Here is a 19,253-nt window from a genome sequence, read left to right on the forward strand (position 1 = left end):
AAGTAAAAAGAAGAGGGTATTGCCGACTCATGCGCTGCGTGGCCAGTGGCGGGGGAAGTAGTCCAGCGCCGAATCCCGTAGCCCTTGCATGTAGGAAACGCTCCAGTTGAGCACCTCCTCGATGTAAGGCACTTTCAGGTCAAAGCGCCTGGCCATTTCCACCAGTAGCACCAGCCCGTAGGCAACATCCTCGTTGAAGGCGCGGCTTTCCCGTTCGATCACGTAACCGGCACGGTTGTCCGCCGGCACCATGGGCGCGAGGATGTCGTTGTAAGCCTGGTTGGTGCGCAGGATCGACAGCATGCTGCTCCGGTCGCGGATCTGCTCGCCATAGGCCTCGACGATTTCCTCCTTCAAGGATTTCACCGAAGACAGGTCGAGCCCCAGCCGCTGACTGATCACTGCACACAGGCCCTGGCTTTCCTGGTCCATGCGTTCGAGGAAGTACGCCCCCAACTCGGAGCATTCGGTCCACCAGCACAGGGGCTTGGGAAAGATTTTTCGGTGCCATTGGCCGTAGGGGCCGATCAATCCATAGATCACCGAGCTGTGCATGATCGGATTGCCCGGGGTCAGGGTGATTTCCAGGTAGTTGTCCAGCAGCGTCACACAGGGGCCATACAGTCGTGTCAGCAGTTGCAGCAGGTGCTGGCGCGAAGCGCCGGACTCCCGGGCGTGGCTGGCGACGTAGAGCTGGCTCTTGCCGCCGCCCATTTTGATCGAGCGTCCTGGTTTCAACTCGAACGCGGTGTGGGGGACATCCTTCATCCCCCAGATCACCAGGTTTGGCCGATCAGCCAGCACGGACTCCGCCAGCCAGTCGAAACCGCAGAAGCCTGGAATGGCGCCGATGTACACCGGCTTGCAGGTACTCAGGTGCGGCGCGATGGTTTGCAGGGGTTGCGCCCGGGCATGGGCCGGCACCGTGATGATGACGATATCGGCATCCTCGACGGCGAGCCTGGCATCGCTGGTCAGCCGATCCAGCCGGGCACTCAGCGTCGAACCGTCCGGCAGCTGCGCTTGCATCGGCGTACCGCGAGCGTGTTGATCGATAACTACCGGGTTGTGGGTGAGCATCGAGACCTGAACATCGGGCCGTTGCTTGAACAAAATGGCGTTCAGATGCCCGGTCCTGCCCCCGCCACAGAGGGCGACTTTCAGCGGTTTCATGGAGAGACGTTCCTGTGTCGGAGGTGGGTCATGCAACGCTCAGTTGCAGCGGCGCGGAGAAGGATTCCTGCCATTGGGTCTTACCCAGCCAGCTATCCAGCTGGGTGGCGACGCCGGGGTCGAGCAAGTCGCGTTCCGCCAGCCATTTTTCGTTGAATACGGTGTGCAGGTACTTTTCACCGCCATCGGCAATCGGCACCACCACGTTGCCGCTGAGCACACCTTTGTGGATCAGCTCCAGTGCCTTGAAAATCGCGCCGCCGGTTGACCCGCCGACCAGCAGGGCGAAGTTCCTGGCGACGTAACGTGCGGTTTCGAAGGCCTGGGAATCAGTGACCTGGACACCCAGGTCGATACAGCTGTAGTCGAGCACCAGGCCCACGGTGTCGCCGGCCGGGGTGCCGGTGCCGGATTGGTAATAGGGATAACCGGGGTGGCCGAAGACGATCGAACCGGCGGGTTCGACGCCCACTGTCACGGTGTTGCAGTTGTGCGATTTCAGCCCGCGCGCGATACCGGTCATCGATCCGCCGGTGCCGACGCAGCCGACGTAGGCCCCGACCTTGCCGTCAGCCTGGGCAATGGTTTCCCGTACGAAATCGCTGTAGCCACCGGCGTTGGCGGCGTTGTCCGATTGATTCATGAACACGGCACCGGGAATCTGCTCGGCCAGTTCGGCCGCCAGGCGTTGGCGCTCGACGACTGCGACCTCATCCTCCCGATAGGTGCCCTCGACATAGCGGACCTCAGCGCCCAGCGCCTTCATCACGGCGATCTTGTCCTGGGCCGCATGGTGATCGACCACGGCAATGAAATGCAGACCAAATTCGACGGCTGTCATGGCCAGGCCGATGCCGGTATTGCCGGACGAGGATTCGACAACCACGCCACCGGGCTTCAGTCGCCCGGACTTGAGGGCGGCCAGTACCATATTGCGGGCCATTCGATCTTTGATACTGCCGCCGGGGTTGTTCTTCTCAATCTTGAGCAGCAGTCTGGCGTTCGTATCTGGAACGGTAATCGCCACCATGGGTGTATTGCCAATAAGATCAGAAACTTTACTCAGTATCATGTGAAGTATTCCCTTTAGTAGTCAGGTGAGAATGCGTAGTGACCTTCCGTGCAACACGTCACCGTCAGCCGCCGTGGCAGGGGATGACGATGAAATTCGTTTTCCAGCAGATCCATCTGGTAGCCGGCGGTATTGGCATAAATCAATAAATCACCCGGTTGCGGCGTGGTACTGAAAGGGATCAGGCGATGAGTGATAATGTCGTCATCCAGGCAGCTGTGACCCGCAATATAAGCTTGCATGGGGGCGTGTCCTGATGCCTGGGTACTGATTAGTATTGGATCGACCAGATACTCCGATGAGAACCAGGTTTCGCAGGCACTGAAACTACTGCCTTCGACAAATATGACAATTTTATCCCTCTCCAGTTGTTTGGTGCGTGTCACTCGAAACACTGAAATTGCCGCTTGGTCGACCAGGCTTCGCCCCGGCTCCAGTGCCAACGTAATATTCTGTCTTTTCAAATAATTGGCGATGGACTGGCCTGGCGAATGTGGCGCTTCGAGAAACATTTCCAGCCACTGGCAAGCTGTCAGATAACTGCCGTAAGGATAATAAGAACGGGGTACTTTCTGGTTGTGATAATGGCTGGGTTGGTTGGCGTTCTGCAGGAAGCTGGCGTAGCTCTGGGGTTCGATATAGCGCATCGGCAAGCCGCCACCGATATCGATCATCTCTGGAGCCAGCGACATTTCTCGCGCCGTGTCGACGAAGCCGCTGAGCTCGCGAAAGGCTTGGGCCCGGGTTTCGAAGTCATACCCGCCAAGATGAAAGTGGAAGCCTTCGAAGTGGAATATTTCCCTGAGATCGGTCAGGCGTCGCAGGCTGAGCAATAGCTCGTTGGCCCCCATGCCAAAGCGGCTCGACGGGCAGCCTTGTGGCCTGTAACGCAGTAAAACCCTGGCTTTGACGGGGGCCGGCAGGGATTCGACCACAGCCTTCAGGTGCTCGAGTTCCTCCGCTGAGTCGACGCAAACCAGCGATCCCTCACGCACCAGGGCCCGATGAAAGGCGGTCGTCTTGGCGGGGCCCGTGGCGCACAGGCGCTCCGGCGGCGTACCGGCACGCAGCGCCGCGTCCAGCTCGTGGATGCTTGAAACATCAATTCCGATACCGGCCGAGGCGGCCGCGCCGAGCAGGCTTTGGGACTTGTTGGCCTTTGCTCCGTAAAAGATCGCATGGCGCACGCCGAACTGCTTCAACACCGCTTGCAAGGCCATTGCATTGACTTGGAAGGCGTGGGGCCATACCAGATTCAAGGGCGAGCCGTGTTGTGTCACCCAATCCAAAAGTGTGTTTGGAAAATGGTGAATGAAATGGGAAATAATCGAATCAAGCAGTGGCTTCAGAAGGGCTGGGTCATGAACTTCAACAGGCCTTTTAAATGCGGGCGCAATGGCATTGGGCATAGTTAACCTCTGGCATCGAAAACGTCACCATTCATATTTCGACAGCTCAAGGCTGTCGACAGATGTAATGCGGCCTCTCGTCAGGCGCGAGAGTTCAAATCGGCGGCGGTGGGTGCCAAACAGCGCTGGCTGGCACGGGAATAGCGTGGAGGGCAATCATTGATTTACAAAACAATTGCATGACAACCTCATTCCGTGTGGTTTATGCGGGTATAGCGTTTAGCCATTAATTAATGGCACGCCTCGGTATTTCTAAAGTTTCAGCAGCTGACAGCTAAATGGCATTACTGCATCACCCTTCTCATAAACAGGATCGCTTTCTTAGGCTGTAGGAAGAAACCTACGTGTTGCCGTGAAAGATATTGCTAATGCGAACGATTATCAAGTAGGATCTTCAAATATTTTGAATGACCCCACGCCACGAAGGTGCAAAGCGCCAGTGCATTCACCTACGTATTAGCTGTGAACAAGACTGCAAAAAAACTTGGGCAGCTTGAGGGATAAGGCGTTCAGCCTTGTTGAAAGTATTCGTTATCCGGCACCCCAGGCGAAGGCTCAAGGTGCCTGAAAAACTCGGAGATTTACGACTGATGCAATGCCAAGGAGAGATTCAATGACAACTGATCGTCTCAGCGCCACCGCCACGCTTCCCATCAGCTACCTGTTCGTCCCGGGCAATCGTCCCGAGCGTTTTGCCAAGGCGGTCGATGCCGGGCCCGACGCGATCATCCTGGACCTTGAAGACGCTGTTCATCCCGACTACAAACCCGCCGCCCGAGCGGCAATCTGGGTCTGGCAGGAGCAGACTCCGTCCACACGGTGCCAGCGTTACATTCGTTTGAACGGTGTCGACAGCCCCTTTTTCAAGCACGACATGACCTGGCTTGGCGATATGCGCTATCCGCAGCGCTGCACGGGCATTTTCCTGCCCAAGGCTGAATGCCCCGAGAGCTTGTTCCGGGTGGTCGAGCGTTTGTTGGGGTGGAATCCCGAGCTGCAGATTGTCGCGATTATCGAGACCGCCAAAGGCCTGCAACAGGTCGAGGCCATTGCCGGGATCCGGGGCATTGCGCGCCTGGCGTTCGGTTCGCTGGATTTTTCCCTGGACATCGATTGCAGCCAGGTGCCGGAAGCCTTTCTGTTTGCCCGCAATCGAATCGTGCTGGCTTCGCGTACGGCTGATCTGCCGGCGCCGATCGATGGCGTGACCCCTGCGCTGCGTGACATGAGCACGGTGGCGCAGGCGTCGTATTACGCCCGGGCCTTGGGCTTTGGCGCGAAGCTGTGCATTCACCCTGCACAGTTGCACGCCGTGCAGCGGGCTTTCTTGCCTGATGCCCGGCAACTGGCCTGGGCCGATCGAGTGCTGAGCGCCGTGGCCGGCGGCAGTCATGCGGTGCAAGTGGATGGAGAGATGGTCGACCTGCCCCTGATCGAACAGGCACAGCGGCTGCGTGACGTGGCCAGCCGGTATGGGCTCGCCACCAAAGTCGATGCCTGCTGAATCGTTCGTCAAATCAGGAGACGCACCATGGAAAACCAGCCGCTTTGTTTCGTCGCACCGGGTGCGCAGCAGGGGTATCGCGTCGTGTTGCGGTCTTTGCATGACGTGCGGCAGTCAGAGCAGGTCGACCCGGGCAATGTGCAAAGGCTTCGTGAGTCGATCCTGCACACGGGCCACTGGCTTGAGCCGATCATTGTCGAGCGTTCCCGGGGGATCGTGATGGATGGCAATCACCGACTCAATGCGGCGTTGCAACTGGGCTTGAAACGGGTGCCCTGCATTGAGCTCGATTACGCCGATCCTCGGGTGTGCGTGAGGCACTGGCAGACAGGGCAGGCATTCGAGGTGGAGCGGATTTTCACGACCCTGGCGCGCGGGGAGATGTTTCCCTACAAGACCACTCGGCATGCCTTCGATCCGGCGCTGCCGGTGGTCGCTATTCCCTTGGATAACCTGTATGGCTGAAGGCCGTCCTGCGCTTGAATCGGCTGGCCGCGCAGCCGGCCATGGGGCGTTGGCCACAACCCTGTGCATGTCGGTGCGGACCTTGCGGCGGCGCTTGCGGGAGGAGGGCGCGACTTATCTTGGCCTGTGCGACGAGGTCCGCGAGGCCATGGCCGAACGCTTGTTGACCGGCTCGCGCCTGCAGATCGAGCAGATTGCCGAGACATTGGGGTATTCCGAGTCCGCCAGCCTTATCCATGCGTTCAAGCGCTGGACGGGGGAATCGCCCCATGCCTTTCGGCGGGTCCGGGCTCAGTCGCGTTCCGAGTAGGGGGGATTGGGTGCCGCCGGGCGCCTGCCATCGCTTTTGGGGAGAGCGCACTATAATTAATCAGCGTCTGTGTGGCGGTGGCGCGTACTCCACAGCCGCGCCCCAGGTATGAACAGTACGTCTGAAGATTCGACAGAGGGTTCTGCCATGAAAAACCATTCCTTGCAGCATTACTCCCACGATCTGGGTATGGCGGTGCACGACACATGGACCACCGCCCGGGTCAAGTCCGCCCTGGCCATGGCGGACTCCGCGCAAAGCCTGCATATCCATGTGAAAACCCATGCCGGTACGGTGGCGTTGAGTGGTCGGGTGCTGACCCATCGCCAGTGCGAGCAGGTTATTGAGCGGGTCCGCGCGGTGCCTGGCGTGCTCGATATCGATGCCCGCGAGCTGTTGACCCATGTGTTCATGCCCGCCAGCTCCATGCAAGCGCCCGATGCCGAGGAGGCCAACGAGTACCGGCCACCATTGCCACGGCGCGAGGATGATCAATAACCGCCTGATACATCAGCGGCAGGGTCGGCTACGCGGCCCTGCCTGGCGGTTTCCCGGTCGGCCATGCTCGCCATACGCTTGATCTATCCTATAGGGGGGGATAGTATGCGCGCGTCATTCACCGAGACCCGGGACTCAAATCATGAGTGAGCACGAACATGGCCATCCCCACGCCCACCAGAGCCATGAAGCGATCATCAAGCGTCTGAAGCGTGCCGACGGCCATTTGCGCGGCATCATCAGCATGATTGAAGAGGGGCGTGAGTGCGTCGACATCGCCCAGCAACTGCATGCCGTGGAAAAAGCGGTGTGCCAGGCCAAGCGCACGCTAATCCAGGATCACATCGATCACTGCCTGGAGGACACCGTCTCGGCGTTGAACAAGGGCGAGCGTGCACCGCTGGAAGCCTTTAAACAAATCACCAAGTATCTCTAGGTTCTGACATGCCCAACTTCGCTGAACTCTTGCAACAGGGCGGTTCACACGCCTGGCTGTACTTCCCGAGCGCTATCCTGCTCGGCGCCCTGCATGGCCTGGAACCCGGTCATTCGAAAACCATGATGGCGGCGTTTATCGTGGCAATTCGTGGCTCGGTCAAACAGGCCGTATTGCTGGGCCTGGCCGCGACGCTGTCGCACACCGCGGTGGTGTGGTTGGTGGCCATCGGCGGCATGTACCTGGGCAAGGGGCTGGACGCCCAGACCACCGAGCCTTACTTCCAGCTCGCGTCCTCGGCGCTGATTATTCTGATTGCACTCTGGATGCTCTGGCGCACCTGGCGTGGCGAGCAGATGTTCAAGTTCGAGCAAGGCGATGATCACCACCATGGCGAGCATGATCATGCTCATGACCATCATGATGAAACGCAGCGGATCGATACCGGCCACGGCCGCGTCGAGCTGTCGATTTTTGAACAGGGCATGCCGCCGCACTGGCGCATGAAGACGCTGAGTGGCCATGCCTGGTCGGCTGCGGATGTGCGCCTGACGACTACCCGTCCAGACGGCAGCACCCAGACCTTTGCATTCGTCGAGCGCGAAGGGTTCCTGGAGTCGACGGTCGATATCCCGGAGCCGCATGAATTCAGCGCGCGCCTGAGTCTCGGGCATGCCGGGCATTCCCATGACTATGACCTGGAGTACCAGGAGCATGATCACGGGCATGTGCATTCCGAGCTGGAAGGTCTGGAGCTGTCGATTGACGGCTATCAGGATGCCCATGAGCGGGCGCATGCCAATGATATCCGCAAGCGCTTCACCAACCGCGAGGTCACCACCGGACAGGTCATCGTGTTCGGCCTGACCGGCGGCTTGATCCCTTGTCCGGCGGCCATCACCGTCTTGTTGCTGTGTCTTCAGGTCAAGGAAGTTGCGCTGGGTGGGATGCTGGTCCTGAGCTTCAGCATCGGCCTGGCGTTGACCCTGGTCACGGTGGGGGTCGCCGCGGCGATTGGCGCCCGGCAAGCCTCCAACCGTTGGCCTTGGCTGGGCAGCGTTGCGCGCCGGGCACCTTACCTGTCCAGCGTATTGATCATCGGTGTTGGCTTGTATGTGGGCATCCATGGCTGGATCGGCCTGAACGCCTGAGTGTCTGGACTCAGCCGTCAGGTTGCGCGGCTCGTGGCGGCAGCCGCTGCCGCCACGTTACTGCCCAAGCCCTCTGAAGCCATGGGTCAATTGCCAGGATACTCGGCGATTACCTGATCGGCGCCTGCTTGAGTCAGGCCTATCACTTGATACGGCTGCCGGGTTGGGCCGCCATCCATTCCGGGCGAACCCATGGGCATGCCAGGCACCGCGATTCCGACGAGGTCGGGATGGTTCTTCAAGTCGCGGATCTGCGCGGCGGGCACATGCCCTTCGACGAATTTACCGTCGATCACGGCGGTGTGGCAGGAAGCCAGGCGCGGTGCAACGCCAAGTCGCTGTTTGACTTCGCTCATATTCGGTTCGACATGGTCGCGAACGCTGAAGCCATTGCTCTCAAGATGCTTGATCCAGGACTTGCAGCAGCCGCAGTTCGGGTCGCGGTAGACGTCGATGACTTCAGCGGCCTGTGCCACTCCGGTCATCAGCAAGGTCGTGAGCATCGCGATGCGCAATCTGGTGTTCATGGGTGTTCTCCCGTTCAAAAACAGCACTTGCCGATAGCCGCGATCATCAGCCCGCGGCTTTCCTGTGGCCCGGCTTCATCCTCGGCCTTGCCATGATGGTAAGGTCAAGCAGACGTCCATGTCTCAAGTCATCGAAACGCGGCGCATCTACATCACTATTACCAAGCTCTCCTGCCCATGGGCATTGCCATCATGCTTGACTGTTGATCCATCATCTTCATCATCATGTTCATCATTCCCAGGCTGTTATTGTTGCCGGGCACGCCAGTGCCATTACAGTTTTGCTGCAACATGCCCATGCTGTCTCTCATTGTCTTTATGTTTTCCTGCATGGCGGCCCTTCGCTCGACAGGGGTCTTGGCGGCGGCCATTTTATCGTACGCCGCCTGCATCTTTTGCATTTGCTCGGTCATGGCCTTGTTCTGCATGGGCGTGGCTGTTTCGCTGGTTTGAGCCGGTGCGGTCGGTGTCTGCTCCGCTTGAGGCGCATCGGCGGCCGAGGCCAGGAGTGGGCTGCTTACGAGCAGGGCGGCGAGGATCAGTTTCAGTGAGGTGGACATGGCAATCTCCAAAGGTTAAGGACAACGCAGGTAATAGCGGGCGGCGCCTGGTTGGCGCAGTCGATCAGAGCGGCCGGAATTCGGCGCGCCGAAGGTTGGTTCAATCGTTGAGGCGGACGAAAATCAGGCGGGCAGGCGGCCTGGCTGGAGCAAGGCGCCGTAATACGAGAAAGGGAAAAGCCGACAACGTGGCGGGGGACCGCATCAGCAACGCCGGGATCAGCAGCAGCAACGTCCAACTGAACAGGTCAAACGCTTGAAGATGTGACGAAAGACTCAGCGTGATCGCCGTATCGGCGCAGTGTTGAAGGCAACCGAGGGTATGTGCGTCGTGGCTATCGCCATCTGACACTGTGTCGAGCGACACATGGGGTGTCGCCGGATTGTGCTCGGGAAGTGCCAGGCAGCCCTGGGTCGCGGCCAGGCCAAACGCCAATACCCACAGCACGATGGCCAGGCGTATGAACCTTGGCTGACGATGGCGAAACCAGTACATGACGCTTCCCCGGAATGGGTGACGGGTTGTAGTTTTTTCAAACTACAGAACCTGGAAGTGTCGCGATTGATCTACATCAAAGTATGCCGCCAGGCGACTCTGCTTCAAACGTCGGTAGCATTATCACGGCGTTCCCGTCGCTCGGACTCCAGCCAGATCACCAGCGCCAGCAGGCTGCCGCCGGCTATCAGCAGGCTCAGCAGCCAACCCAGGGTCTCGGCGATCTGGGTGAAGAACAGGGTGTAGAGCTGGATGATGAAGAAGGTCGAGCCATAGCCCACCAGCATGCCGAAACGCAAACGGATCCCCAGCGCCAGAATCCCCAGGCTGACCAGCCCCCAGAGCAGGTTATACCTTACCAGCTCGCCAGCATCGGCCAGGTGCCAGGGGTCGTCGATCAGCTCGTAGCTGCCAAACAGCGACAGCAGCCACAGCGACATTTCGGCGACAAACAGACCGCAGGAAATCCACACTTTGGCAAAGCCGTTGTAACGCCGCAGCAAGCTGGCCTCGCCGTGCAAATGCAGCGCGCCCGCGCCGATCAACACGACCGCGGCGCCGAGAAAACGTAGCGGGTAGTTCATGCCGAACCAGTAGGCGCCCCAGCCGGACTGATAGCCGCTGCGACCGCCAAACCAGACAAAGAACAGCACGCTGCACAATGTCAGCAGCAAGACGTTGTTCAGGACATAGCTGAGCACCAGCAGTATCAGCAGATCGACCAGCAGCAACGCCGGCCAGTTGCCCGAGCCATCCGAATAGATCATGCCCAGCACAACGCTGGTACCGATCAAGGCAAAGCCGCCAAGCAACTCCAGCGTGCCGCCAAGCAGTTTCAGTTGCCTGCCGATCAGCCAGCGGCCGCCGATAAACAACCCCAGCGTTACCAGCGTCAGGCTGACGGCCAGTTTCGGCAGGCTGAACTCCAGGTGTTCGCGCAGAAACAGCAGCAGCCCCGCCGCCAGGCTGATCGCGCCAAAGGTCAGGAACCAGCGGCCCAGCGAGCGCCAGTCCCAGCGCGTCAATACATAACGCTCGCCGATCCGTGCGTGCTGGTCGATGTCGATCTGACCGTCTCGCAGCCATTGATCCAGTGCGTTGTGCACCTGTTGATTACGCTGATCCGGGCTCATTGTGCTGCTCCCTTGGCGCGCAGGGCCATACGCTCGAACGACCAGCCGAGTAACAGGCCGATGAGCCCGGCCAGCGCGAAAAACGTTGCGATACCCAGGCGGTCCCAGGAGTACTCATAAAAGCGCGTGTACAGGTCGATGCCCAGGAACACCACGGCGAAACCGGTGAAGCTCGGATGCTTGAAGCGCGCGCCGACCACCAGTTGCCCGATGGCCGCCAGGGTAAACAGCACGGTCCAGATACGCGGGTCGCGGCTCCAATCATCCAGGCTGAGAAACCAGAGCGAGCAATTGAGGTAGAGCAGCCCGAAGATCACATACAGCCGGCCAAACCCGCAGAAGCGGCGCAATTGGCGCTCCTCGGCCAGCTGGTGGCCTAAACCCAATACCGCCGCCAGCGCGGCAATGACCGCCATCGAACGTGGGTCCTGGATGTTGAAAAAATAGCCGCCGTGCCCGACGTACCGGCCCCAGGCCCCGAGCCCGTGGAATGCGCACAGCAGGCCGAGGAGAAGCGGCCAACGCAAACGATAACGGTAGGCGGTGAGAACGCTCAGCAGCGCGGTGACCAACAGCGCCAACGGCACACTGCCAAGCTCGCCCTCGTAATTATTTGAGGAACCCAGCAACAGACTGGCGCCGATCAGGATCAGGCCGATGGTCAGGAGCGCCACACCGGTGACCGGCGTCCGTTGGGCCGGATCGCGGGCCATGCGCACACCGAACCACCACAAGCCGGCCCCAGCGCAGAAAAACAGCACGGCGCTGACCATCACCGACTGGCTGAACAGGCTCAGCCCCCCCAGCACCGCCATGCCGATCAGCAGGACCGCACCGATTCCCAGCCATTGCAGCACGCTGGACAACAGTTGGCCCGGTTGCTCGTACGGTGCGCTCAGGCGCTTGCGGGCTTCGGCATCGATCAGGCCACGGTGATGCCAGTCGGCGATTTCGTGAACCAGCAGCTGCTTTGTGGTTTTTCTCATGGTGTCCAGCGATCCGTGTTGTGAAAAATCCGATGACCTACAGAACATTAGTGTCATTCTCAACACGCGGCGTCACATTTTGAAAACCGAAGTCTGCTCAGGCTTCGCACAGCTGCGGGCGGCGGCCTTTGCGCCGCACGACAGGATCAGCCTTGCACATGGCACCTGACCCGCTGCACCTCCTCTCCCAGCAAGGCCTGGGGTTTCTCGCAGCCGCTCGTGCACAGGCTGCAGCGTTCACGAAAGAAACAGCCCTCTGGAAGGCGCCGGTTCCCCGGCAGTTCGGTCGGCGCCGCCACCTGTTCCGCATGCAGGGGCACGCCGAGGCGCGGCACCGCTTCGAGCAGCAGGCGGGTGTAAGGGTGACGTGGCTGTTCGAGCACCTTGACGGCGCTGCCCAGTTCGACGATCTGCCCCAGGTACATCACCGCCACCCGGTCGGCCATATGCCGCACGACCGAGACGTTATGGGAGATCAGGATGTAGGTCAGGTTGCGCGCGCGTTGCAGCTCCGCCAGCAGGTTGAGGATTTGCGCCTGCACCGAGATGTCCAGCGCCGAGGTCGGTTCGTCGAGGACAATGATGTCCGGGTCGGACGACAGCGCGCGGGCAATCGCGATGCGCTGGCGCTGGCCACCGGAAAACTGATGGGGGAAGCGGTCCAGATACTCCGGGCGTATGCCGACCTGGGCCGCGACCCTGGCCGCGATCTCGCGCATCTGTGCCCGCGGCGCATGCCCCCGGGCGTACAGTGGCTCGGTGATGATCCTCCAGATCGGCAGGCGTGGATCAAGCGAGGATTGCGGGTCCTGGAACACAATCTGCACATTGCTGCTGGCCTGGCCATCGGGGCGCGCGGCCCAGCTCAGCGCGCCGCTGCTCGGTGCCAGCAAGCCCATCAACAGCTGCGCCAGGGTGCTTTTGCCGCAACCCGACTCACCGACGATACCCAGGGTTTCGCCGGCCCTGACCTGCAGGTCGATGCCGTTCAGCGCATGGGCGTAACCCCGTGGCCGGCCCAGCCAGTCATTGCTCACCGGGAACCGGACGCGCACATCCTCCAGTCGCAGAATCTCGGGCGCCATGTCGGTCTTGGCGCCAATCACAGCACTGTTCATCACGAAAGCTCCTTGACCGGTAACCAGCACGCGCTTTTACGCTGCTCATTACCGTTGATGGGGTTGAGGCTCGGGCGCTGGGCGCAAATCGGCATGCAGTGCGAGCAGCGTTCCGCGAAGGTGCAGCCCAGGGGCAGGGCGGCCAGGTTTGGCACTTGCCCGGGGATGGTCATCAACGGTTGGCCCGGTTCGACCATTTCGGGCAGGCCGCTGAGCAATCCCTGGGTGTAAGGGTGCTGCGGATTAGCCATCACCTCGGCGGTACAACCCTGCTCGACCACGGCCCCGGTGTACATGACGTAAACCCGATCGCAGAACTGCGAGACCAGGGCCATGTCGTGGGTGATCAGCAAAATGGCGGTGCCTTTCTGCCGGGCCTTTTCCCGCAGCAGCAACAGCACCTGGCGTTGCACGGTGACGTCGAGGGCGGTGGTCGGTTCGTCGGCAATCAGTAGCTGTGGTTCGCAGGAGAACGCCAGCGCGATCATCACCCGCTGGCGCATGCCGCCGGACAGTTCGAACGGATAGCTGTCCAGGACTTGTTCGGGGCTGGCGATATGCATGTCGTGCAGCAGCGCAATGGCTCTGATACGGGCCTCGGTCGCGCTGATTTTCTGGTGATGGATGATCACGTCGAGCATTTGCCGGCCGATGCGCCGGGTCGGGTTCAGGGCGGTCATCGGTTCCTGGAAAATCATCGCCGCATCGCGGCCGCGGATCTGCAGCAGCTCCTTCTCGGAGGCCGCCAGCATGTCGCGATCGAGCATCCGCAGGCTGCCGGCGGTGATGCGATAGCTGCGTTCGGGCAACAGGCGCATGCTCAGCATCGCGGTGACCGACTTGCCCGAGCCGGACTCGCCGACCACGCCGACGATCTCGCCGGGATTGACCTGCAGCGAGACGCCGTTCAAGGCCTTGACGTTGTTCTTGTAGGCCGGGAATTCCAGGCTCAGGTTGTCGATGGTCAATACAGGTGTGGAGGTCGGCATGCTCATTTCCCCTGTTGCCGTGGATCGAGCAGATCGCGCACGCCATCGCCCAGCAAGTTGAAGCCGGTGGCGGTGATCAGGATCGCCAGGCCGGGAAAGGTCGAATACCACCAGTTATCGAGGATGTAATTGCGTCCGGTGGCGACCATCGCGCCCCATTCGGCGGTCGGCTGTTGCGCCCCCAGGCCGATAAAGCCCAGGGCCGAGGCCATGAGAATGGCGCTGCCGATATCCAGGCTCAGTTGCACCAGCAACGGCGGCATGGCGTTGCGCGCCACATGCCAGTGGACCATGTGCCAGCGCCCGGCGCCGAAGGTCTGCGCGGCCTTGACGTAGCCCATCTGGCGGATGCTCAGGGCCTGGCCGCGGGCCAGTCGCACATAGGACGGAATCCGTACCAGGGTGATCGCCAGCATGGCGTTGAACAGGCTCGCGCCCAACGCGGCGGCCAGGGCCATGATCAGCACCAGGGACGGCACCGACAGCATGATGTCCATCAGGCGCATGATCAGCGCGTCGAAACGCCCGCCGATCACCCCGGAAAAACAGCCGAGCAAACCGCCGATCAAACACGAGGCAAAGGCCACGAACAGGCCGACGCCCACCGATTGCCGGCTGCCGAACAGGACGCGGCTGAACAGGTCCCGGCCGACCTCATCGGTGCCGAACCAATGTTCGGCGGACGGCGGCATCAGGCGCGCGCCGAGGTCCAGGGCATTGGGGTCGTGGCTGGCCAGCCAGGGGGCGAAGAGCATGCACAGCAAGACGATAAAACTGATCGTGAGGCCGGCCATGGTCAGCGGGCTGCGGCGGATCTGATAGGCCAGGTAGGCGAGTTTTTCGCCCCAGCGCGGGCCGCGCGCGGCGGTCAGGGTCACGGACATTTCAATTCACCTCGCCGATGCGTGGGTCGATCACGCGGTACAAAAGATCGATGGCCATGTTCAGCAGGACATAGATGAACGACACCAGGATTGCGAAGCCCATCACCGCCGGGAAGTCCAGCGACTGGATCGACTTGACCACATAGGCGCCCATGCCGGGCCAGGCAAACACGGTTTCGGTCAGCACGGCGCCGTACAGCAGGTCACCGAGGGTCAGCCCGAGCACGGTCACTGATGGGATCAGCGCGTTGGGCAGGGCGTGGCGCAGGATCACCGTCCAGCGCGACAGGCCATAGGCACGGGCGGTGCGGATATAGTCCTCGGCCAGTTGCTCGAGCATGGCCGAGCGAATCTGCCGGGCGACCACACCGAGAGTGACGAAGCCCAGGGTCGCGGCGGGCAGGATCAGGTGTTGCAGCACATCGAGAAACAGACTGCCGTCACCGGCAAGCAGCGAGTCGATCAGGTAGAAACCGCTGAAGGTCGGCGGCGGTACCAGCCCTTCGGACAGGCGCCCACCCCCTGGCAACCAACCGAGCTGGCCGTAGAACAGCACAATCGCGCCGAGCCCGAGCCAGAAGGCCGGGGTGGAAATACCGGTGACCGCCAGCGTGCGGGCGATCTGGTCGATGGCCCGGTTGTGATAGACCGCCGACAGCACCCCCAGCGGCACGCCCACCAGGATCGCCAGCAGCAGCGCCACCAGGGCCAGTTCCAGGGTGGCCGGGAAGAATGCCTGCAGGTCTTCGAGCACCGGACGGTTGGTGCGGATCGAGGTACCCAGGTCGCCATGCACCAGGTCCAGCAGGTAACGGCCGTATTGTTGATACAACGGCAGGTCCAGGCCCAGCTGGTGGCGGATGCCCGCCACCAGTGCGTCGCTGGCGCGGTCGCCGGCGATCAGTCGGGCTGGGTCCCCGGGGATCAGGTGCGAAATTGCAAAGGTAATCAGCGAAACGCCGAACACGACCAATACCAGGCCGAGCAGGCGCTTGCGCAATAGAGTCAGGAAGGCCATTTGGCACCTCAGTCACAGCAACGACGAGAATCAGGCGCCGCGCCGACCGCGAACGGCCGGCGCGGGGGAGCAGGGTTACTTGCTCATGCTGCCCAGGTTGAAGACCTGTTCGAGCATCGGGTTGAACACGTAGCCTTTGACCGCATCACGCATCGGCAAGGTGTAGCTCTTCTGATAGAGGTAGGCGTAGACGCTGTCCTTGAGCACCATTTTCTGCGCGCTCTGGTACAGCTCGACGCGCTTGGCGGTGTCGCTGGTGGCGGCCGCTTCGCGGATCAGCTTGTCGACTTCGGGGTTGCTGTAGAACGAACGGTTGCCTTGCAGGCCCTGCATCTTTGAGTCGAACCAGAAGTTCATGAACATGTAGGGATCGGCAAAGTCCGGACTCCAGGCGCCCGAGGCAATGTCGTAATCGGCTTGGCCGACACGCTCACGCAAGGTCGCGTTGGCGAGTTTTTCCATCTTCAGGTTGATGCCCAGTGGCGCCAGTGCGGCTTGCAGCGTCAGGCCGATCGGTTCCCAGTTGGGATCCTTGTCCGAGTACATGTAGCTGAGGCTGGTGATCTTCTGCGGGTCCTTGGCCAGACTGGCCTTGGCGGCGGCGAGGTCCTGTTTCATCGGCGGCAACGAACTGTCGTAGGCCCACATGCCGTCCGGGATCGGCCCGTTCATCAGCTTGGCCTTGTCCTTGAGAATGCCTTTGACGATGCCGTTGTAATCCACTGCTTCGGTAATCGCCCGACGGGCATCGACGCTGGCCAACGGGCCCTTCTTGTTGTTCAGGTACAGGTAGGTCACCCGTAGCGACGGGAACTCCCGGACCACCACGCCGGACTTCTTGGCAAGCACGCCGAGCTGGTCTTCGGGCATGTCTTCGATGATGTCCAGGTCACCGTGTTCCAGTTGCAGGCGGCGCACGGAAGGCTCGGCGATGATCTTGACGATCACGCTTTTCAGTGCCGGCTTGGGCCCGGCGAAGTAGCTGTTCGGCTCCAGGGTCAGCGATTGGCCTTTCTGCCAGGTGCTCAGGCGGAAGGGCCCGGAGCCCGCGGTGTGGCTGGACAACCAGGCATTGACGTCAGGTGTCTTGGTCACTACATCGGGGTTGATGATCGAGGCGCCGTTGTGGGCCAGGGTGAACAGGAACGGCGCGAACGGCGTCTTCAGGGTGAAGCGGATGGTCTGCGGGTCGACCACCGCGACCACCATGTCCTCGGGGAAGGCCCCGGATGGACCCTGCTTGAGGGTCATCAGGCGATCGAAGGAAAACTTTACCGCGGCGGCATCCACCGGGGCGCCGTCATCGAACTTGTTGCCGGGTTTGATCTTGAATTCCCAGACCAGGTTGTCCGGGGAGACGCTCCAGCTTTCGGCCAGGTCGCCCTGGACTTCGGTGCTGCTTTTATCGCCGTCGACCTTGTAACCGACCAGGCGTTGATACGACGGATAGGTGATGGTCCAGTCGTTGTTGTCAAAGGTCACCGCCGGGTCGAGGGTCTGCGGATCGGCGGGTTTGCCGATCACCAGCGTGTCTTTGGGCACCGCCGCGCTGGCGGCCTGCCAGGCGCCGAGGCTCAAGGCGCCGCACAGGACGCTCAGCAACAGTTTGCCGGTGCCGGGAAAGGGTTTGCTCACGGTGTTCGTTGGGTTCATGCCGGTTTCCTTGATCATTCGATGTATGGAAGTTCGTCAGGTTTTTTATAAAAGCTATAACCGGGCAGTTGCAGGTGAAGCATCAATAACGCTGTTTTGTTGTTTTCAGCCGCACCGAAGGTGGGCTGTGCGGTGTCGCTTGCGAAACTCTGTGGTTTCGTCAGTGTTGGCGTTGCGCTTTGCTTGGCTTTTTCAGGGGACGGACTCCTCCTCCAGCAGGGGGTAATCGTCGGCATTCGGTAGTTCGTAATGCCACCATTCGGTATCGATCGCCTGGAACCCGGCGCCGAGCATGATCCCCAGCAACAGCAGGCGATTGCGTTGCACCTCGGCGGGCAGGTCGGGGTAGAACTGATGGGAGCGTTGTTCCATGGCGTCGAAGGCGGTGCCCATGTCCAATGGCTCGCCGTCGCTGCCCACCAGGGTCAGATCCACCGCCACGCCACGGCTGTGGTGGGAACCCAGGTGTGGGTCGCGCACGTAATCGTTGTTCGGCAAGGCTTCCCACAACAGGTACTGGGCGTAGGGCGGGCGGTAGGCGTCATAGATGCGCAGGGTCAATCCGGCCAGGCGCGCCCGTTGGCTGGCCTGGTGCAGACAGTCGGCGGCTTGACGATGCAGCAGGCAACGGGCAGTCGGGTAGATCACTTTTCCAGCCAGGTTGTCCGCGCTGGCGTAGATCAGGTCGATTTGCACCTGATAACGCTGGGCATCGATCTCTACAAGGGGGCTGTTGTTCACACAAACACTCCAGTTGGGATTCGCAGAAGCGGTGGGTCAGCCTTCGAACTGGCCGAAGGCTTTTTGCAATTGACGGTTTTTGGCCAGGCGCTCATCGAGACGCTCGCCGTATCTCTCCGCGACGGCCGAGACCATCAGGTTCAACAGGCAGGCCAGTGGAGCAGGGGAGTCCCAGAACTGCCCGACATCGGTTTTCAGTTGCAACAGATCCAGCGGGTAGTCCCGGGCCCAGGGGCATTGCAGGTCGGTGATCAGGGCCAGTGGCAGGTTGTTTTCCAGCGCCGCGTCACAGAAGGTCTGGGTCACGCTGGAGTAGGCGCGGAAGTCGGCAATGATCGCGTAGGGATTGGCGAAGCCGGAGTTCAGGGTTTCCGCGTAGATGCCTGAGAGGCCGTCGACGTAGTAGACCTTGGGGCGAATGTATTCGAGGTGACTATGGAAGGCAGTGAGAATCCCGCGGGTCGACTGGATCCCGAGAATGAATACCGCATCGGCTTCATGAATACGCTGCACGATCTTGCCAAAGGCCTCGCTGCGCGCCAGGCCATAGGCGTGCTGGATGGCCTCGATTTCGCGAGTCATCGAGCGGTCGAGCGCGTCGTCCTGGTTGCTTTCGGCGCGAAAGGCGGCAATCCGGTCGGTGATCAGCCATGAGCTCGGCGCTTCGCCGCGCAGGCTTTTTTTCACCTCATCGAGGTTGCGGTAACCCAGGGAACGCAAAAAGCGCCCGACGGAAATCCCGCTGGTGGAGGCTTGCTGCGCGATGCTGTCGGCTGACTCGAACGGCAGTTGCTCCGGATTACCCAGCAGATAGCTGGCGATGCGTTTGCCGGTGGGGGTCAGGCTGGAGAACTGTTGCTCCAGTAACAGAAGAAAGCTGTTCTTTTCCATGGGCATATCGGCGCGCCGGGATCTGGGGTTGTTATGTTTATGTCATTTTGTCGCTTGGTGTTATAAACATAACACTGGCTTTCACGGCAACACAATGTCTTTTTCAGCCATGCCGTACCGCGCGCTCCATGGCACAGCCGGGTTTCTTGATTAACGTCAACGGCAGCTACTGGCCGGCGCTGTAGCCTCGCAGCAGGCCGATGACCCACGGCGCCAGGGCAAGCCGCCCCGGAGTCATG

Annotated in this window: 22 protein-coding genes; 6 read left to right on the top strand and 16 right to left on the bottom strand. The window is 60.9% G+C overall.

Going from position 1 to position 19,253, the window contains the following annotated elements; genetic code table 11:
* Window positions 1-27: 27 nt before the first annotated feature.
* The 3 genes from M5B99_RS13065 to M5B99_RS13075 are packed head-to-tail and all read right to left on the bottom strand — an operon-like array spanning window position 28 to window position 3,654.
* The gene (locus M5B99_RS13065) at window positions 28-1,173 is read right to left on the bottom strand and encodes an NAD/NADP-dependent octopine/nopaline dehydrogenase family protein (RefSeq protein WP_248804390.1); all 1,146 of its coding nucleotides are present in this window, start codon (window positions 1,171-1,173) and stop codon (window positions 28-30) included.
* Window positions 1,174-1,201: 28 nt separating this feature from the next.
* Window positions 1,202-2,245 (bottom strand): PLP-dependent cysteine synthase family protein, encoded by a 1,044-nt coding sequence (locus M5B99_RS13070; RefSeq protein WP_248804391.1) that lies wholly within the window; start codon window positions 2,243-2,245, stop codon window positions 1,202-1,204.
* A gap of 14 nt (window positions 2,246-2,259) precedes the next feature.
* Complete coding sequence (locus M5B99_RS13075) at window positions 2,260-3,654, bottom strand: Y4yA family PLP-dependent enzyme (protein ID WP_248804392.1); 1,395 nt, start codon at window positions 3,652-3,654, stop codon at window positions 2,260-2,262.
* Window positions 3,655-4,267: 613 nt separating this feature from the next.
* On the opposite strand from M5B99_RS13075, the gene M5B99_RS13080 reads away from it, so the two are divergent.
* From M5B99_RS13080 to M5B99_RS13105, 6 genes are all read left to right on the top strand, one after another.
* A complete protein-coding gene (locus M5B99_RS13080) occupies window positions 4,268-5,158 on the top strand; it encodes an HpcH/HpaI aldolase/citrate lyase family protein (protein WP_248804393.1) in 891 nt (296 codons plus the stop codon).
* A 27-nt stretch (window positions 5,159-5,185) separates the two neighbouring features.
* Window positions 5,186-5,623 carry a ParB N-terminal domain-containing protein gene (locus tag M5B99_RS13085; RefSeq protein ID WP_248804395.1) on the top strand — a complete coding sequence of 146 codons (438 nt, stop codon included), beginning with the start codon at window positions 5,186-5,188 and terminating at the stop codon, window positions 5,621-5,623.
* The gene (locus M5B99_RS13090) at window positions 5,616-5,933 is read left to right on the top strand and encodes a helix-turn-helix domain-containing protein (protein ID WP_248804396.1); all 318 of its coding nucleotides are present in this window, start codon (window positions 5,616-5,618) and stop codon (window positions 5,931-5,933) included. The genes M5B99_RS13085 and M5B99_RS13090 overlap by 8 nt, the downstream gene beginning before the upstream one ends.
* A gap of 147 nt (window positions 5,934-6,080) precedes the next feature.
* Window positions 6,081-6,431, top strand: coding sequence for a BON domain-containing protein (locus M5B99_RS13095; RefSeq protein WP_248804397.1), 351 nt, complete (start codon window positions 6,081-6,083; stop codon window positions 6,429-6,431).
* Window positions 6,432-6,573: 142 nt separating this feature from the next.
* A complete protein-coding gene (locus tag M5B99_RS13100; RefSeq protein ID WP_248804399.1) occupies window positions 6,574-6,867 on the top strand; it encodes a metal-sensing transcriptional repressor in 294 nt (97 codons plus the stop codon).
* 8 nt (window positions 6,868-6,875) lie between these two features.
* The gene (locus M5B99_RS13105; protein WP_248804401.1) at window positions 6,876-8,018 is read left to right on the top strand and encodes a nickel/cobalt efflux protein RcnA; all 1,143 of its coding nucleotides are present in this window, start codon (window positions 6,876-6,878) and stop codon (window positions 8,016-8,018) included.
* Between the two features lie 86 nt (window positions 8,019-8,104).
* Here M5B99_RS13105 and M5B99_RS13110 read toward each other — a convergent pair whose 3' ends face one another.
* The 13 genes from M5B99_RS13110 to M5B99_RS13170 form a co-directional block, all read right to left on the bottom strand.
* A complete protein-coding gene (locus tag M5B99_RS13110) occupies window positions 8,105-8,545 on the bottom strand; it encodes a DUF411 domain-containing protein (RefSeq protein ID WP_248804403.1) in 441 nt (146 codons plus the stop codon).
* 158 nt (window positions 8,546-8,703) lie between these two features.
* Complete coding sequence (locus M5B99_RS13115) at window positions 8,704-9,105, bottom strand: hypothetical protein (RefSeq protein WP_248804413.1); 402 nt, start codon at window positions 9,103-9,105, stop codon at window positions 8,704-8,706.
* Between the two features lie 100 nt (window positions 9,106-9,205).
* Window positions 9,206-9,601 carry a hypothetical protein gene (locus M5B99_RS13120; RefSeq protein ID WP_248804415.1) on the bottom strand — a complete coding sequence of 132 codons (396 nt, stop codon included), beginning with the start codon at window positions 9,599-9,601 and terminating at the stop codon, window positions 9,206-9,208.
* Window positions 9,602-9,705: 104 nt separating this feature from the next.
* Window positions 9,706-10,734: a DUF2157 domain-containing protein gene (locus M5B99_RS13125; protein ID WP_248804416.1), complete on the bottom strand. Its 1,029-nt coding sequence runs from the start codon at window positions 10,732-10,734 to the stop codon at window positions 9,706-9,708.
* Window positions 10,731-11,720, bottom strand: coding sequence for a DUF2157 domain-containing protein (locus M5B99_RS13130; RefSeq protein WP_248804417.1), 990 nt, complete (start codon window positions 11,718-11,720; stop codon window positions 10,731-10,733). Before M5B99_RS13130 ends, M5B99_RS13125 begins: the two co-directional genes overlap by 4 nt.
* 146 nt (window positions 11,721-11,866) lie before the next feature.
* Complete coding sequence (locus M5B99_RS13135) at window positions 11,867-12,838, bottom strand: ABC transporter ATP-binding protein (protein ID WP_248804418.1); 972 nt, start codon at window positions 12,836-12,838, stop codon at window positions 11,867-11,869.
* Window positions 12,838-13,827, bottom strand: coding sequence for an ABC transporter ATP-binding protein (locus M5B99_RS13140; RefSeq protein WP_248804419.1), 990 nt, complete (start codon window positions 13,825-13,827; stop codon window positions 12,838-12,840). Before M5B99_RS13140 ends, M5B99_RS13135 begins: the two co-directional genes overlap by 1 nt.
* Before the next feature lie 2 nt (window positions 13,828-13,829).
* The gene (ddpC, locus tag M5B99_RS13145; RefSeq protein ID WP_248804420.1) at window positions 13,830-14,711 is read right to left on the bottom strand and encodes a D,D-dipeptide ABC transporter permease; all 882 of its coding nucleotides are present in this window, start codon (window positions 14,709-14,711) and stop codon (window positions 13,830-13,832) included.
* Between the two features lies 1 nt (window position 14,712).
* Window positions 14,713-15,729, bottom strand: coding sequence for an ABC transporter permease (locus M5B99_RS13150; RefSeq protein WP_248804421.1), 1,017 nt, complete (start codon window positions 15,727-15,729; stop codon window positions 14,713-14,715).
* Between the two features lie 75 nt (window positions 15,730-15,804).
* On the bottom strand, window positions 15,805-17,382 hold the full coding sequence (locus M5B99_RS13155; RefSeq protein WP_248804422.1) for an ABC transporter substrate-binding protein: 1,578 nt from the start codon (window positions 17,380-17,382) through the stop codon (window positions 15,805-15,807).
* A gap of 14 nt (window positions 17,383-17,396) precedes the next feature.
* Complete coding sequence (locus M5B99_RS13160) at window positions 17,397-17,618, bottom strand: hypothetical protein (protein ID WP_248804454.1); 222 nt, start codon at window positions 17,616-17,618, stop codon at window positions 17,397-17,399.
* Entirely contained in the window at window positions 17,575-18,123 is a 549-nt protein-coding gene (gene ddpX, locus M5B99_RS13165) for a D-alanyl-D-alanine dipeptidase (RefSeq protein WP_248804423.1), read from the bottom strand. The genes M5B99_RS13160 and ddpX overlap by 44 nt, the downstream gene beginning before the upstream one ends.
* A 36-nt stretch (window positions 18,124-18,159) precedes the next feature.
* Window positions 18,160-19,020, bottom strand: coding sequence for a MurR/RpiR family transcriptional regulator (locus M5B99_RS13170; RefSeq protein WP_248804424.1), 861 nt, complete (start codon window positions 19,018-19,020; stop codon window positions 18,160-18,162).
* Between the last annotated feature and the right edge of the window lie 233 nt (window positions 19,021-19,253).

Source organism: Pseudomonas sp. MWU13-2100, from assembly GCF_023242365.1.
GTDB lineage: Bacteria > Pseudomonadota > Gammaproteobacteria > Pseudomonadales > Pseudomonadaceae > Aquipseudomonas.